We start from the raw sequence: 14,682 nt of genomic DNA, 5'->3' as shown, positions 1-14,682 counted from the left end.
AGATAGGGCGTTGACACAGTTTGTGTTACAGCCTATCACTTTATCTTTAGTGATTAGATAGATATATTATAATTTATTTTTAGAAATTCTCCAATAATTTGCCGCGCCATTCCGACATATTGTTCTTCAGGGTTTAAAAACTTTTTTAGTCGTTCCAGTTCTCTTTTTAAAATCTTTTCAAAATAAAATCTGAGAGCAGTGTCAGAATCATTTATTAATTCATTGAACTTAGTCGTAGCTTCTTTTACCCTTTGGATTTGAGCCTGGATATCTATTAGAACCTTTTCACGAGCTTGAACAAGATACATTCTTTGCAAAACATATACGTCTATGGATTTCTTAGCCATAATGCTTTCTTTTCCAGCAGCATCTCTTTTAGGTCGAATAACTCCTTCAGGACCATATTCTAAATGATCTTCTGGATTATCAATACATGGATTTAGTAAAATCCTATATGGTTCCTCGTCTGCAATCCCATTAACGTTATCATGGTTACGTACATGTTTTGTGATATCAGATAAGGGGAATTGATTCATCTTTCCCATTGTCTTTTTTGTATCTACTCCATGCATGGAATGGGTAAGCTTTTGGTTACAATTTCTACAAGAGAACAATAAATTATCCCAATCTGCGGCTAACCAATAATAACCAGGCGTCGTTTTTGGAATTGCTTCTTGAATTTCACCTTTAGGCCTATAGTGTTCAACATCACCAGAATATACATGTAAAACTGAGCTTTCACAATAAGCGCATTTTCCTTTAAATAGTTTTATCAAAGCTTCTTTTACTTCCGGATCTGAATAAATTTTAAATTTGAAATTTGTCATCCCATCAAAAGTCGGAGAAGTGTAATGTTTAATCGCTCTCTCTGTTTCCGTTTCACCCGCTCTATCTCTCTTGCCCAAGGCAGCTGGTTTTGGGACTTGAGACCTATCAACCTTTATCATAGTAATCCACTTTTATTGTCCAAACTTTTCCATATACTTTTTATTCTTATCAAAGCCTCTGTTTCTAAATTATTTTTGATTTTCAATCCATCCTTTCTTGTCTTACGGGCTAGTAGTTCATCAATAACGTAATAGGCAAGCTCTTCGCGCTCTGTATCCCCTAGATGTTTTATACGAGGAATAACATGACTGAGCTCTAAAATACGATTCTTTTGTTCTTCACTTCTGTCTTTTTCTTCCAGGGCAAGTATTTTGTAATATTCATCAAATAGTTTTTCTGTTTGAGGATCGATTGTGCTTTTTAAACCAAAAAAATCTGAAGTTAAAATTTGATCAATACGTAACTCACTTGGATCAGGTAGTTCAGTTAATGCTATAATTTCTTTATGCTCATTTTTTGTGAGCACAATTGTTTCTCCTTCAATCAGGCCTCTTAGACAGAGAGGTTCATGACTAGTTACAATAAATCTGATTTTTGGAAAAGCTTTCCGTAATCTACTGACCACTTCCATACGCCACCTTGGGTGAAGATGTGTACCAATCTCATCAATTAGCACCATACCTTCGGCTAAATCAAATCTTACATTTTCACTAGTTAAGGTTGCCATTATATCAACAGCTAAGAAAAAAATAGATTTATAGCCATCGCTAAGTTCATCAATATAGAATTTATCATTCCCGCGTTTTATTATAGCTTTATCTTCTTGAATCTCAATGATATCTTTGTTATAATAACATTAGGTCTTTTAGCGTTAGGGCCACACGGTTAAATATGTCTTCTTTTAATTTTGTTAGCCAAATTTCAGCATCTAGCAAGGAAAATGTATAATCGAATAAATTTTTAACCTTGGCGCCATAAAATTCAACGTTCTCTGGCATTATTTTTCCAACAGTGGGTTTTAGGCGTATTGAATTGTAAGCTACAACGTTTACTATAGGTTGTTCAATTGTAGATATAATTGTATCGATATTAAAATTAACAATTATGGGGTTTATTGCACCGACCAAGTGTATTTTAATATAACCATTTTTCTCGTCGTGTTTTAGAATCTCTTTGCCTGATATACACAGACTTTTAATATACTCATTTCCCGATAATCCGATGGCAATGGCTTTTAGTAGTGAACTTTTTCCTACGCCATTTTCCCCTAAAAATAATACCCATGGTTCTAAAAGGGGATTTTCCTGTTTAGTTTTGCTTTCGGCAATTCCTCTATTATTAGAAAAGTCTAGTTCCAGCTTTGAAAAACATTTGAAGTTCTTAAGCTCTATTTTTTCAACGTAAATATGTCTGATACCATCAAGGTTAGTTACAGCTTTATTATTTTCTCTGGTTGTATCTGTAATCTTTTGTCTATTTACAGATCTTTCAATTTCTTGAAACGAAAATTTCAAAGCTTTGCCTGACATATTTTCATTATCTAAGAATATATTAAAATTTGTAAAGATGGGATTGTTTTGTATTTCAAGCTCTTTGAACCATTTGTAAAGAAAGTGTCTTTGAATTCCTAAATATGATGTACGTAATTCCTGATTATTAAAAATTTCCCCCCATGAATATATTATCTCATTCAATAAGCTCAAGTTTTCATTTTTGCGCATAATTAAATTTAAGAATTCATTCCATTGAGTTTTTAGCTTTTGTATTGTTCTGTGTCTAGCTTCTACTAGTTCAGAACGATTAAGTTTTATAATTTCAATAGTGGTTTTACCTTTGGTTGTTAAGGAAACCATTTCTCCAGCTTCATTGTATGTTAAGTGTTCCTGGGGGCGATCAATGCAAGGATCTATTAATAGAGCTTCTTCCTGAATAACAATATCATTGTATTTTGTTTCAGTTGCAGCTCTAGATCCCTTCACTGGAAACCAAGATGATTTATATCGGTTACATTCTAAGCAACAATTATAAAGATTATTCCATTCGTAAGAAAGCCACCAATAGTGATCATTAGAAAACTCATTTTCAAATCCCCTTGCTCCATTTTTGGGGCTAAAATGATCGCAACTGGAATTCGAAATTTGGGACTCGCAATAAGCACATCTCCCATTAAATACCTCCATCAATGCTTTTCTAAGCATATTATTTAATTTTTGATCGAGGTGTGTCAGATTTCTTTCCTGTGACCTAAGTTCATAAGGTCTGCTATAAAAATTTTTTTCGCTTATTTTTGCTGCCTCAATTTCCTTTGAATAGAATATTTCTGGATGAGATATTGTTTTTCGGTTAATGTAAATCATTTTGTGTATATGTCAATAGTTTTTATTCACTGCTGCTTTAATGATTTAAGAGTTAAATCAATTCATTTAGTAATGAGATAGGATCTTTAGCATTAGAACAAATATAATATCTGTAAGTTTTGGCTCAGTTCTAAGTTATCTTAAAACAACTTACTAATGGTCATTTCTAAAATTAATTGAATGCAAAAGCAACAATAGTTACTAATATTCCTTTTAAGTATTTAATTACCATATCTCATCTGTATTTGATGGTTATCAAGATTTTATAAATCAATTCCTCTCCAGTTATCCATATATTCATAATTTTTCCAGTAGTCACTTAATGCCGAATGAGAAAGTGTTTTTGGCTTTTCTTCAAAGCTCCAAAACTCTTCTGGTTTAGTTTTTATGGCAGTTAAGGATTTCCAAAATGTTTGCATAGAACGAATCTCAATGTTTGTGTTATTATGGTGATATGCTCTCCATCTTTTTCCCTGCTCACTCTGCCATTCTTCATGTGTTCCAGTGACCAGAATTAATCTAAATCTAGCTACAGATCCAAATATTCGTTTCTTTTCTGCAGGATGTTGTTGGAAATATTGATCCCAGTTTTTGACTTGTTCAATAGCAGCTTGAAAAGGAGCAGTTGGTTTATTATCGTTTTTAAAAAGATTCATTTTAGGCTTTTCAATTTCGACCAATACCCATTCAGGACCGGAAGAGTTATCATTAAGCCATGCAAAGTCACACCTGAATTCATTTCCAAAATTTAGTTCTCGGAAAATTGGTTGAATACCATATTTTCTTGTAAAAAGATCATAAAATAGAAAAGTGTTATTTTTCAGGATAGCCAAAAGTTCAGTTTCTGAATCGTTAAGATAAGCCTTTAAAAGTTTTTTTTCAACTTCTTCAATGTTCCAAATTTGCTTTTTATCTTCAGAGATTTCCTCTATTTCCTTATTATCAATTTCATTATTTATTTGCGGATCTTTGTCTGATTTTACAGTTCCTTCTTGCGCTTGATTTATCTCCATATTTTGGTTTTTTAAACTTGCAAATTTATCACTTTTTAATTATAAATTTCATAGGTGTGTGAAAAAATAAAACGGCTATAATTAGTACCACTCCAATCAACGTTTATTAGGTCACTGTAACTAATATCTTGTCTGCCATTCTTCTCAATTTAAAGTCTTGCAGTACTTCATCGAACCGTAACAGGAGGCTTTTTCTGGCTTTATAATGCTCTTCATTTTTTTGTGTTAAGCTGTCATATGCGCCAACAATAAATTTGATATATGATTCGTCTAGTTTATAAACACCTTTAATCAAAGAGCTATTTAATTGTCTTTTTTCAAAAGCTAAATCAAACAGTTTTATCGCTTCAATTGGTAAATAGGCACACTGTTGGCATAAGTACTCAATGAAGTAGTTAGACATCGCGAAAAGAGGAGATTCAATATAGTTTGAAAGAAAAAGACAGATATCTTTAAGTTTTATGTGTTCAATATCTATAAAGTTAATCGATAAATTATCTTCTTCATCAATTTTGACTTCTTGTAATATATAAGCTAGTAAGCTATCATTCTTTCCCTTACTATCAGATATGCTATAATAGTGCTTAAAAATTGACCGTACCCCTCTAATAGCCGCATTCTGGTTGTTTTTAATTAATTTATACAGTAACTCTTTTGATCCTTCAATATTATAAAGATAAGATCCGTACAGTATCTTAAAAAGAGAGTCGGCATCATTTTTTCCTATTAAGTTCGAGTCAATCAACTTTTCATAAGCAGGGGCAATTGAATTGAACCCATTTTTTCTTAAATACTGCAAAGACCATAGTGATGATGCTATAACATAAACATCTTCTTCTTTTGCCAGGTAACTAACAAATACGTCATTAGTTCTTTGTATATTAATTCTGGTCAATTTTGCTATTTCATAATATAACAAAGCCCTAGCTTCAGGCGGACCTGATGTCAAAATACTTTCTATAGTTTCGAATATTAGATTTTCATAGGCATTATCTCTAATACGAGCCAACGCACTAATGGCCGAGCCATAATTCGTATTCATAGCTTGTGTAACCAAACCATTAATGTTGGTTGTCACGTCATTTTCCTTTTTATCTAACCAAATTTCCTTTCTATCGTAATTTAAAGCGTTAATCGTTATTAAGGCCACGAGATAAGGACTTTCAGAATCACTTCCCATAAGAATGCTTGCAATTCGTATAGGATAGTAGATACTTTTATGTTGTTTCCTAGATATAGCGATTTTTAGAAGTTCTATTAAATCCTGCTGTAGGTCTATTCTAGCTTCAGCAAAAACTTCCAAAGCAGGAAACACATAGTTAATATCAACACTAGGATCATTGGTAATAGTTTTTAAGATATCCATCATCATTTCTGATGGGTTTTCTCGAGTTGTATCCTTAAAACCTGATGTTAGTTCGTGTATTCCCCCTTTGCTACTATGAAAATCTTCTTTGTAGTTTGAGTCATATTTTCGAAACGCTGCAATCCATTGTTCCTTTGACATATAAGGATATGCTTTAGAATTAATAGGGCTTGAACAGCCGATCATCACAGAAGGATTTCTTACCTCACGTTTATCCTCTATATCTCCATGGCGTCTTTCAAGTTCATGATAAGACTGCTCTAGTTCAGGATCAGCGTTAACTACTTCTTGAGGAAGACGCTTTAACCAAAAATATTTACCTTCGCCCCATTTAGTATAAAAATGTTTCTTTATTGGATCTCCATATTCACGGTAATGGATTTCTTTTACCTTTTTATATTGCTTGATATAGTTTATAACATTTTGTCTTTGATCAGTGGTGAAGAAATCAAAGGTTTTTGCTATTAGAATTCTAAGTTCATGCTCCAGACCTTCATCTTCTTGTATTATTCTGGATTCAGTTACTGTTATAAAGAAATCATAAATTTGATCAGTATATAAACTTTCGTTACCTTGTAATGTAAAAATGACTAATCTCAATATGGATTCGTATTTTGAATCTTTATATTGATCTAAGAACGATAAGAAATTATCAAGCTTCATTTCAGCGGCTTTCTTAAGACAAAAACCTAGTAATTGATAAGCGTATTCTTGACCATCGAGGTAATCCTTATCACCGTCTAAATCAACATTGTTGAACGTCCAATCATTAATCAACGCTCCAGAATTATAACCACGATCAAACTCAAGATCCAATAGTACACAATCTAACAAAATTGGGTACAGTTTATCTGGACATATGTGTATTATTTTTTTTAAAACTTCATTTCTTTGGTAGTCTGAAGTTTCTTTAGGATGTGTTAGACTTTTTGGAAGTTTAGTAGCAAGTTGTTTAATTACATACGATGAATTATTTTGCAAGATACTGTTTAGTACATGATAATAACCAAAAGGATCATTTTCTTCAAAGTCAAAACAGCTCTCAAAAAGCTGAATACTAATTGGATTGCTCCAATCTGTTATAGGATACAGAAGGTCTTGAATTTTTGTTTTATCTGGTATTGTTGCCACTATTTCCCATGCCTTTTGGGAGTTGTATGAAATGATTTGATTTTGAAGCTTATAGAATACTTGCCGTGTTTTATGAATCTCAATATTAGAAGAAATGTTTGCAGTGTCAATTTTTAGCAACTCTAAATACCCCTGTTCAATTACAACATCAAACCATACTTTTCCATTAGCCATCTCTAGGAATAACAATTCGCAGTGAATATCTTTTCTAATAATTGTTTTAATAAAACTGATTTCATCCTGATGAGGTGTTTCTAAGGATATTATTAAGGAAAACACAATCTGTTTAATATGGAAGAGTATTTCTTCGTCGTCAAAAACGGAATAGATATATTCAATGTACTGCGCGAAATCATATTCTCTTAGGTAAGTGAAGGTCATTTTTACAGCAGATCGAATATGAATAGACTGGTTAGCATCTTTGATATATTCGATTACATCTGTTTCGTTTTCAACTAACTGTTTAGAAAATATAAAGTCGTAAAACGATTGATGAAAAAACTGTATTTGGTTTTCCTCTCTTTTAAGTAGCCTTTCGCTTTCTAGGTAACTTAGTTCCTGCTGATAATCTTCATATTTAAAGACAGGAACAGAAATCCTTTGCTTTGAAAACATATCGTTCACAATAGTATATAAAAGCCTTTTTACTGAAATACAGTCTTGGAACTTATTTGTTCTTTTCGTTATTTCAGTAACTTTCTGATTCCAGAGCTCAAAATATAATCCATGAAGCGATATGGATTGAATACGACTTGTCCCATTGATTGCAATCTGTAAAAAAACGTCTAATTGATTAGGCACTTTAAGTAACTGTAATAGCTTTATTGATAATGTGTCCGGATTTATACGTGCCTTTTTTAAAATTGCATTAACCTCCTGATTGTCCAACTGTTTTACATGGATGGTTTTCGAATCTTTATAATACTGAATTGACGGATCGTAATTAAGTTCATAAGGTCTTACAGACAGTATCACTTTGACGTCATCATCATCTAAAAAGACATCAAGAAAATTTCTGAATACATTCAAAAATCTACGGTCAGAAGACATGGATTGAGATAATGCGTCGATCTGATCGATCAAAATTACAATTTTTGAAAAGTGCTTTTTAGATTCTTGAATAAATTCAATTAGTGGGAGGGGAGTACTTATGTTTTTTTGTAATTCATCTATTGATGTAGGATACAATTTGTCCGCTTTCAAACCTAGCACGGCTATCTTTTTATCAAGGCACTTATCATACAGGTCCTTTAGTATAACAGTTTTTCCGTATCCGGCAGCCCCCACTAAAAGGCATATGTTGTTATGTTTTTCCGTTTTAATATTGTCGTTTATCAACCAGCTATATAATTGTTCTGTTTCCTTACGCACTATATGTGAGTTAGGGACGGAGCTAAATTCATTATTTTCAGCGGATAGACTTACTGAGGATGTTCGAAGCGCATTAATCACTTCTTGACCTGTCAAACTTGGTTTTATTAGATTTATTAATTCATCTAATTTAGATGAGTCTATTACTGTTCTCACCTCAAAAAAGAGTGGAGCTAAATGTGATAGGATAGGAGAACTCAATTCTATGTCTAAATCCTGAGAATAAATGCTCTTTACAGTTATCTTAGATAGCTTTTCCTTGAAGGAGTTTATATTGAAATTAATCTTTAAACTTTGCAAGGTAGGCTTATCTAAGCATTTATCAATCCATTTACATAATTGCGATTCATTTCCAATAGCATTTTTGAAATCATGGATAAAATCGGTACAGTCGGCAGTAAGTCCATTTGCAGTACAGATGAAATAGGTAAAAGTAGAGTAGTCATTGACTAAGTTATCATCAATCATACTGTATAGTATGAACTTGGTGATTTCTAATCCTAATTCATTTTTTGAATATGGATTTTTGTACAGTTTACATTGTATTACACCATCTGTCTTACCGTCTTTATAAAGGACACAATCTCTTCCTTTGTCGCGAACTCCTGTCAACAGACTAATTGCATCATAGGGGGGGAACTCGTCATCATCTATTTTGGATTTGTAGATAGAATAAGTGAGCTCTTCAAATCTTCGGTCGTCTGCTATTTGACCCACAGGATACCCTTTATTTGCTATTGCAAAAGGTTTTATTGATTCTGGGAAAGATGTTACTTCTGGTGTGTCAAATTTCAACATGTGAATTTGCGTAAATGATAAAAAAATGGCGGTGATTTGATACTGCAAAGTTGGTTTATTAAATCGCTAAGTTTAAGATAGTGTAAATGTGAGGCTTTTAGATATACTATTTGATTGTTCGGACGTAAAATTCAACATTTTCTTTGTTCATAAAATTCGCATTTTTAAGACATTTTTTGTTTAATTACCTCTTCCATAATTTTTTTAAAATGTATCAATTAGTAACCGAAAAAGTTTATTTCCTCTATATTTTTAAGATAATCTGGAGGTGTGAGCGATAGATTGCCTACGTGATTTCCTTGGGAATCTAACGTTTGAACATCAAATTGTGCCTGTTGGAAAACTTTTAAAATAGATTCTGCTTGGCATGCAATAAATGTTTCAAAATATATTGGTTCGAAGTAAATATTCTCAACGTGAGCAGCAAGTAATACAGTTAAATCTGATTTAAAGTTGTTCCTTGACTGTAGTTGACTTGCGAGCTCCTGATAAAGATTTTCATCCTCTTTAAGATAACTTAATAAGCAATATGTTTTACCATTGTCAGGAAAAACTGTAATGTAAATATTTTCCATCCTATTTTCAGAATGTAGTATGGAATTGCCTTCAAAGTCAAAGTCTAAATAAAATCCTGATGAAACAGCTATTGGATAAAACAAAGGCAATTCTATTACATGTGTTATAATCGCGTCATAATCTTTATCTAAAATAGCCCTATCAAAAATATTTTTATTTTCTATAATATCATTTTCTGATTGGGAACCAAAATTGTGGAAATGAGAAGCTTCTATTTTTTTATGACATATTATTACAAATGCACGATATGCGTATAAAAAGTTCTGTTCAGATGTACCTGTATAGTTTATTATTTCGATAGGCCTAAACATAGCATCATGATGGTTGCAAAATCCCCAAAATATGGATGCTAGTTTTTTTCCAACATCTTTCCCTTTAAATCCAACTTCTTCTCTAGAAAATGTGGTAACATGCCCATCTTTAGCTATTTTGCTTAAAACACCATTATTTTGAATTGAATGAGCGGCACTAACTATTATTTGGCCAGAACCATCTACATTGCAAGATGATGAACAAGCTTCGGGATGCCAACACTTTTTTGATTTCTCTTGCCCTCTTCTAAGCAGTTCTCTTATGATAATAGAAAAATCCTCTTGATTAATATCTTTTAAATTTAGGTGTTCGAAAATCTTATAGTCAGAATCTCGCCTTACATTGATTTGAGGTAATTCATCTATGAGATTAAGAACCTCTTCAAAATTATCAGGTGTTAAACCTCCCTTTCTAAAATCTCTGGCAATTTCAAAGAAAACTTTATAGTTGACTTGTGGGGATCCACTTAGAAATAAAAAATTGGCAATCATGAAGCGTAGGTTTTATAGAAGTTAATATGTGGAAATTTTCATGTTTATGAATTATTTGGAACTCTAGTTTTTCTAATAGAATTTGATAAAATCATTGTAATTCATTGAGCTGTTTGGCTACTTGTTCTTTCTTTTTTAATTTTTCTTTTAACTCTATTTGTTCATCAAGAATTATCTCGATGCATTTTTCAATAATTGGATACATAATTAAGCATTCATATTCTGAAAGTTCATGAATCCCCTTGCTCAATACGGAATAAATCTTTTTGTTTTCAACTAAAAAGTCAGAAATTTCTCCCCTTAGTAGGTTTAGCTTTTCTTTGAAGTCTTTCTTTGATAAATCTTCTTCAGTTATTTTTTCTTGGCTAATTAGTTTTTTGAGTTCTGGTTTTACAATATGGTTTTCAATTATTCGTCTTAAGTAGACAAATGATCCGATTCCGACACTATGAGAGAATAAACCTTGTCCTTTGCTAAGCTCTAGAAAGATATCATTGTCCAGTTTCTTGTATTTACTTAAATGTCTATTGGTAAGATCTGCAACGGATGGATATTGGGCTATTTTTACAAAATGGCTATCATAGAATTTAAATGCAACGACAAAATTATGTTGACTATTACTTTTTTCACGACTGCATTCAAATTCACGTACAATTATATTCAAATTAGACAGCCAATGCTTTTTACTTTCTTTAAAATTATTTAGTCCGAAAGGATTGTCATTTCCCAATTGGCTATTTTTATACGTTTGCTCGAAAACGTAATTTCCTGTCTCACAAATTGGGGAAAATACACTTTCTTTTTTACAGATAGGGCAAAAAATATCTATCGTTTTTTTTGCCACACTATGTGAGTTAAATAAGATATCTAATTCTTCGTGTTTAAAATCTGCATACTGGTATTTAAGAAACAATCCGTCAGAGTATAGTATGTTGTTGATTTTTGTTTCCATGTTGTTCTTTAAATTCTTGTCCATTACATATTGTTTGGAGAATGTATCTCCTTGTATTCTTTTAATTTTTTTTCTCTTGATATCTGTGATTATCTTCTATTACTCATAAACCTTAGCACCTTTGAAAATCTCTGAAAATGTTGACCATTCTGGTGTATCTGCGTTGATGTTGGCGTTTATATTATTGTAATATCCTTGGATATCTTCTGTATTTATAGTCAATGCTTATAAGAAGTCAGGTAATGTTCTGGTTTCCTGTCCAAAAACGATTGTAGTTAATGACAGTAGCAATAAAAGAAGTATGGCTGTTATCATAATTTAGAGCAGTAGTTAATCGGTTGATAAAATGGCGTATCCGTAATTATCAGACCAACCAGATTTTAATGGTAATAATTTTCTTGTATGTGCTTCTCGCAGCATTCCAACCTTCTCCAATACATGTATAGAGCCTGTGTTTTCAACAGCGCAACCGGCTTCTATTCTGTGAAGATTTAATTCGTCAAAACCAAAAGCTATTATTCTTTTTAAACTTTCTGTTGCGTAGCCTTTATTCCAAAATCTGGAATCCAATTTGAACCAGACTTCAGCATTTTTATATTTTTCTTTTCCTAATTTGATTCCAATTAATCCGATAAATTCGTTCTCCTGTTCTAATTCAATAGCAAATGTGTGGCTTTTATTATTTTCTAAAATCCAGCCCTCAACAATTTCCCTTGTTTCATTAATATCTTTTGGAATTCCTAAAGTATTAAATTCATCGGTTTCATCTAGACTGTGTAAACGGTGAATATTTTCGATATCTTTTTCTGAAACTGGTCTTATATATAATCTTTCTGTACTAAAATTTAATTCCGTCATTTTTGATATATGTTTTGCTATTGTACTTTGACCCTTATTTTTTCGGTGACGCTACCCTAAGTGGCAATGTATAGGTAATAGAATTTTTTACTTTTGTCATTTTCAGATATGAGCCTTTCGTTTTCCTTAAAGAATGTTTTTTGATATGGTCTATGATCATTTCTCCATTAATTAGACTTTTTTCAAGTCTTCAATAAATTCATTTAACCAGAGAGCATCAACAGAGCCTTGCGCTTTTGAAAGAATATTTTCTGGAATTGAAGTAACTAGTTTAAATTGTTTTTTAGTTCCCTTTTTTCCTTCGTTGATATTCACTACGAAATTCTTTATGCTCGTCTTATCAAGTTCTATTGCCTTACTTTTTAAGTCATCTGGTAAATAAGATTTTAGAATATCATTATGTATGATATCTCCCACTTGAATGGTTTTATCAATTATTATAAATAGATGTGATGGGAAATTTCTTTTGACCTGCTCTCTAACTTTAGTTCTTCCTTTTATTAGTATTTGTATATCAGTTGGCAATTTATCTTCGTTAGGAAATTCGTTTTCTAAATTTAAAGTTTCTTTAATAGTTAGATTATATACATTTTTACATATATCTTTTAATGATTCAATGTCTATTTTTTGATTTCTCAGTATCATTCTGCCATATTGCCCCGCATTAAGCTTGGATTTTTTATCTATTTCAGATTTCGTAATATTGAAATGTTTCCTAAGATTTTCAAGAATATTAATTATTAATTCTACTTCATCTGTCTTAAATTTCATAGCATTTATTTTACTTCGTGTTATGAATATTTTGAAACACGAATTATTGTGTGTATATTTGTTTTAGTAACATAAGCGACAACTAGAGTAGAGGTTATCTCTACGAATACGATGTCACTCATATTAGGAAGCCGCTAAATTTTTCCCTATGAGTAGACCTTGGGTTCGCTTTCTATTGGATTTTACTATCTTTGAAGATATTAGTCCAATAGGGCGATTCCCATGTTAGTCTCCGGGGACCCATAATTTCGATTGTGGGGGTACTTAGCGGCACCACTAACGGAGCATTGGGACTCGCCCTATTGGTTTTTCACCAATCTGGTAGGCCTTTTTCCAGAGTGTACATCGTTGTCATAACCATTAAATAATTATGATAGAACGAATTAAAAACACCACTAGAACCCACAGTTACCTGATCCAGGATCAAGGTCATCGGTTCGTCCATTCTAATATAATAAAGAACAATTTTCGCCCACCGAAATAAGCGGATACTAAAAAACATAATGCCATAGGTGAGGGTAGCTTGATCCAAATCAAAAGGGCTATTCATGCGTATTGCAGTAGGGCGTATACACCAGACTAGATACCCAAGATGTCGCACTCTAGATAATTTATAACTAGCTTGTTCCCATCAATATATGGCTTATGTGATCGATTATATTCTATTGGTAGACAGTATTTGTACACAATAAAACGGAATCAATTGTCACTTTTTCAATTCGTAACTCTAAAAGTACATTTTTTCGTTTATTAAAGCAACTTATTGTCGTCACCTTTTATCGTGATACACTAATATTTTATCGTCGGTTTTTGTTCTTAACCAAATTATGCAATATCGGAAGCCCTATTATAACCAATTGTCGAAGACTTAAAATTGCATTTTCCTTATTTATTTTTTTAACCTGGTTTCCTTAAAGGCCCATGCTATGTCCAAATTAGTACGCTTTTGAGGGAGCCAAATAAAAGCTTAAAATCATGCAAAATACTTGCTATTTGGATAGCTATGCACTAACCTTAAGAGAAGAAATGTCGTCGTACAGAAGTGAAAAGAAGATTCCTATTGTCAAAAAACCAATTATGATTAATCTTTTACCCGAACGATTTTTTAAACAGGAGTCTATTGATAGTGCTCAAGAATCGCCGCCAAAGGCATTGCAGTATGTGAAGGAGGAACGGCCTGCAATGCCTTATTATTCACTGCTAATCCGTTTGCTCGAGCCTTCGGATGCGTATAGTATGGTGGTGCGTAATGACCGTACTGATGTTTTGCGGATATCGCTCATCAACATGTCGATATACGAAATCTATTTGTTTGCATTGGGTTTGCCCGCCGAGTTTCCGACCAATCAGGTACTGGTATTGGGTGAAGAGCGTAAACATTTTATCTCGGATGATCCCTTCGGAATCTTACCCACTTATGCTTACGAGTTGGCTGTACCTGCTAAAACAGAGCGTGAGGAATACCGTCAGCGGATACTGAACGATATGAACAAACACTTTGAGTTAGAAATGAGAGTCGAGAAATTGAGCATCGTGAAGGGTAGCCGAAAGGTATTGACCATTACTGGTGAGTCGGTCGAGCTGATCTGGGACGAGCAGTTGATGATGATTGTGAAGTCTAACAAAGTTATTCCGTCCTAGTGTCATGTTAAGACAGGCGAAAGTCCTGCCTTAAATAGGTAGGATTGCAAGTCATCAAGGATGACTTCATGTCGATGAAAGCGTGCTGATAACCAATTATGATAAATTAACGACAGACGTATAACGCTTTTCGATTCCAACTTTTATTATAACCTGAGCGCAAGCTTATGGGTAACTGAATAGCTTCTATTGTAAGTTGTCCTGGATGTCTATTGCC

General features: G+C 32.7%; 10 protein-coding genes. 1 reads left to right on the top strand and 9 read right to left on the bottom strand.

What is annotated here, in order from left to right; genetic code table 11:
* Positions 1-53 precede the first annotated feature (53 nt).
* The 9 genes from KO02_RS12855 to KO02_RS12815 form a co-directional block, all read right to left on the bottom strand.
* On the bottom strand, positions 54-947 hold the full coding sequence (locus tag KO02_RS12855) for a hypothetical protein (RefSeq protein WP_038698889.1): 894 nt from the start codon (positions 945-947) through the stop codon (positions 54-56).
* Positions 944-1,579, bottom strand: a complete 636-nt coding sequence (locus KO02_RS12850) for an AAA family ATPase (RefSeq protein WP_235212398.1) — start codon at positions 1,577-1,579, stop codon at positions 944-946. Before KO02_RS12850 ends, KO02_RS12855 begins: the two co-directional genes overlap by 4 nt.
* Before the next feature lie 94 nt (positions 1,580-1,673).
* Complete coding sequence (locus KO02_RS12845) at positions 1,674-3,185, bottom strand: AAA family ATPase (protein WP_038698885.1); 1,512 nt, start codon at positions 3,183-3,185, stop codon at positions 1,674-1,676.
* A gap of 263 nt (positions 3,186-3,448) precedes the next feature.
* Complete coding sequence (locus KO02_RS12840; RefSeq protein ID WP_081918377.1) at positions 3,449-4,198, bottom strand: Shedu anti-phage system protein SduA domain-containing protein; 750 nt, start codon at positions 4,196-4,198, stop codon at positions 3,449-3,451.
* Positions 4,199-4,304: 106 nt separating this feature from the next.
* A complete protein-coding gene (locus KO02_RS12835) occupies positions 4,305-8,912 on the bottom strand; it encodes an AAA family ATPase (protein ID WP_144243321.1) in 4,608 nt (1,535 codons plus the stop codon).
* 170 nt (positions 8,913-9,082) lie between these two features.
* The gene (locus KO02_RS22820) at positions 9,083-10,243 is read right to left on the bottom strand and encodes a hypothetical protein (protein ID WP_051959916.1); all 1,161 of its coding nucleotides are present in this window, start codon (positions 10,241-10,243) and stop codon (positions 9,083-9,085) included.
* 91 nt (positions 10,244-10,334) lie between these two features.
* Complete coding sequence (locus KO02_RS12825) at positions 10,335-11,195, bottom strand: hypothetical protein (protein WP_038698881.1); 861 nt, start codon at positions 11,193-11,195, stop codon at positions 10,335-10,337.
* A 330-nt stretch (positions 11,196-11,525) separates the two neighbouring features.
* Positions 11,526-12,053 carry a GNAT family N-acetyltransferase gene (locus KO02_RS12820; protein WP_038698879.1) on the bottom strand — a complete coding sequence of 176 codons (528 nt, stop codon included), beginning with the start codon at positions 12,051-12,053 and terminating at the stop codon, positions 11,526-11,528.
* A 171-nt stretch (positions 12,054-12,224) separates the two neighbouring features.
* A complete protein-coding gene (locus KO02_RS12815) occupies positions 12,225-12,824 on the bottom strand; it encodes a hypothetical protein (RefSeq protein WP_038698877.1) in 600 nt (199 codons plus the stop codon).
* Between the two features lie 975 nt (positions 12,825-13,799).
* Here KO02_RS12815 and KO02_RS12805 point away from each other — a divergent pair.
* Positions 13,800-14,465 carry a hypothetical protein gene (locus KO02_RS12805; RefSeq protein WP_038698873.1) on the top strand — a complete coding sequence of 222 codons (666 nt, stop codon included), beginning with the start codon at positions 13,800-13,802 and terminating at the stop codon, positions 14,463-14,465.
* The last annotated feature ends 217 nt before the right edge of the window (positions 14,466-14,682 follow it).

This window comes from Sphingobacterium sp. ML3W (genome assembly GCF_000747525.1).
Classification (GTDB): Bacteria; Bacteroidota; Bacteroidia; order Sphingobacteriales; family Sphingobacteriaceae; genus Sphingobacterium.
This window is presented reverse-complemented; position numbering and strand designations above follow the sequence as displayed.

Excerpts from the sequence above, each read along its gene's own strand:
- KO02_RS12855 (WP_038698889.1), bottom strand. The coding sequence starts at position 947 with ATGATAAAGGTTGATAGGTCTCAAGTCCCAAAACCAGCTGCCTTGGGC.
- KO02_RS12845 (WP_038698885.1), bottom strand. The coding sequence starts at position 3,185 with ATGATTTACATTAACCGAAAAACAATATCTCATCCAGAAATATTCTAT.
- KO02_RS12840 (WP_081918377.1), bottom strand. The coding sequence starts at position 4,198 with ATGGAGATAAATCAAGCGCAAGAAGGAACTGTAAAATCAGACAAAGAT.
- KO02_RS22820 (WP_051959916.1), bottom strand. The coding sequence starts at position 10,243 with ATGATTGCCAATTTTTTATTTCTAAGTGGATCCCCACAAGTCAACTAT.
- KO02_RS12825 (WP_038698881.1), bottom strand. The coding sequence starts at position 11,195 with ATGGAAACAAAAATCAACAACATACTATACTCTGACGGATTGTTTCTT.
- KO02_RS12820 (WP_038698879.1), bottom strand. The coding sequence starts at position 12,053 with ATGACGGAATTAAATTTTAGTACAGAAAGATTATATATAAGACCAGTT.
- KO02_RS12815 (WP_038698877.1), bottom strand. The coding sequence starts at position 12,824 with ATGAAATTTAAGACAGATGAAGTAGAATTAATAATTAATATTCTTGAA.
- KO02_RS12805 (WP_038698873.1), top strand. The coding sequence starts at position 13,800 with ATGCAAAATACTTGCTATTTGGATAGCTATGCACTAACCTTAAGAGAA.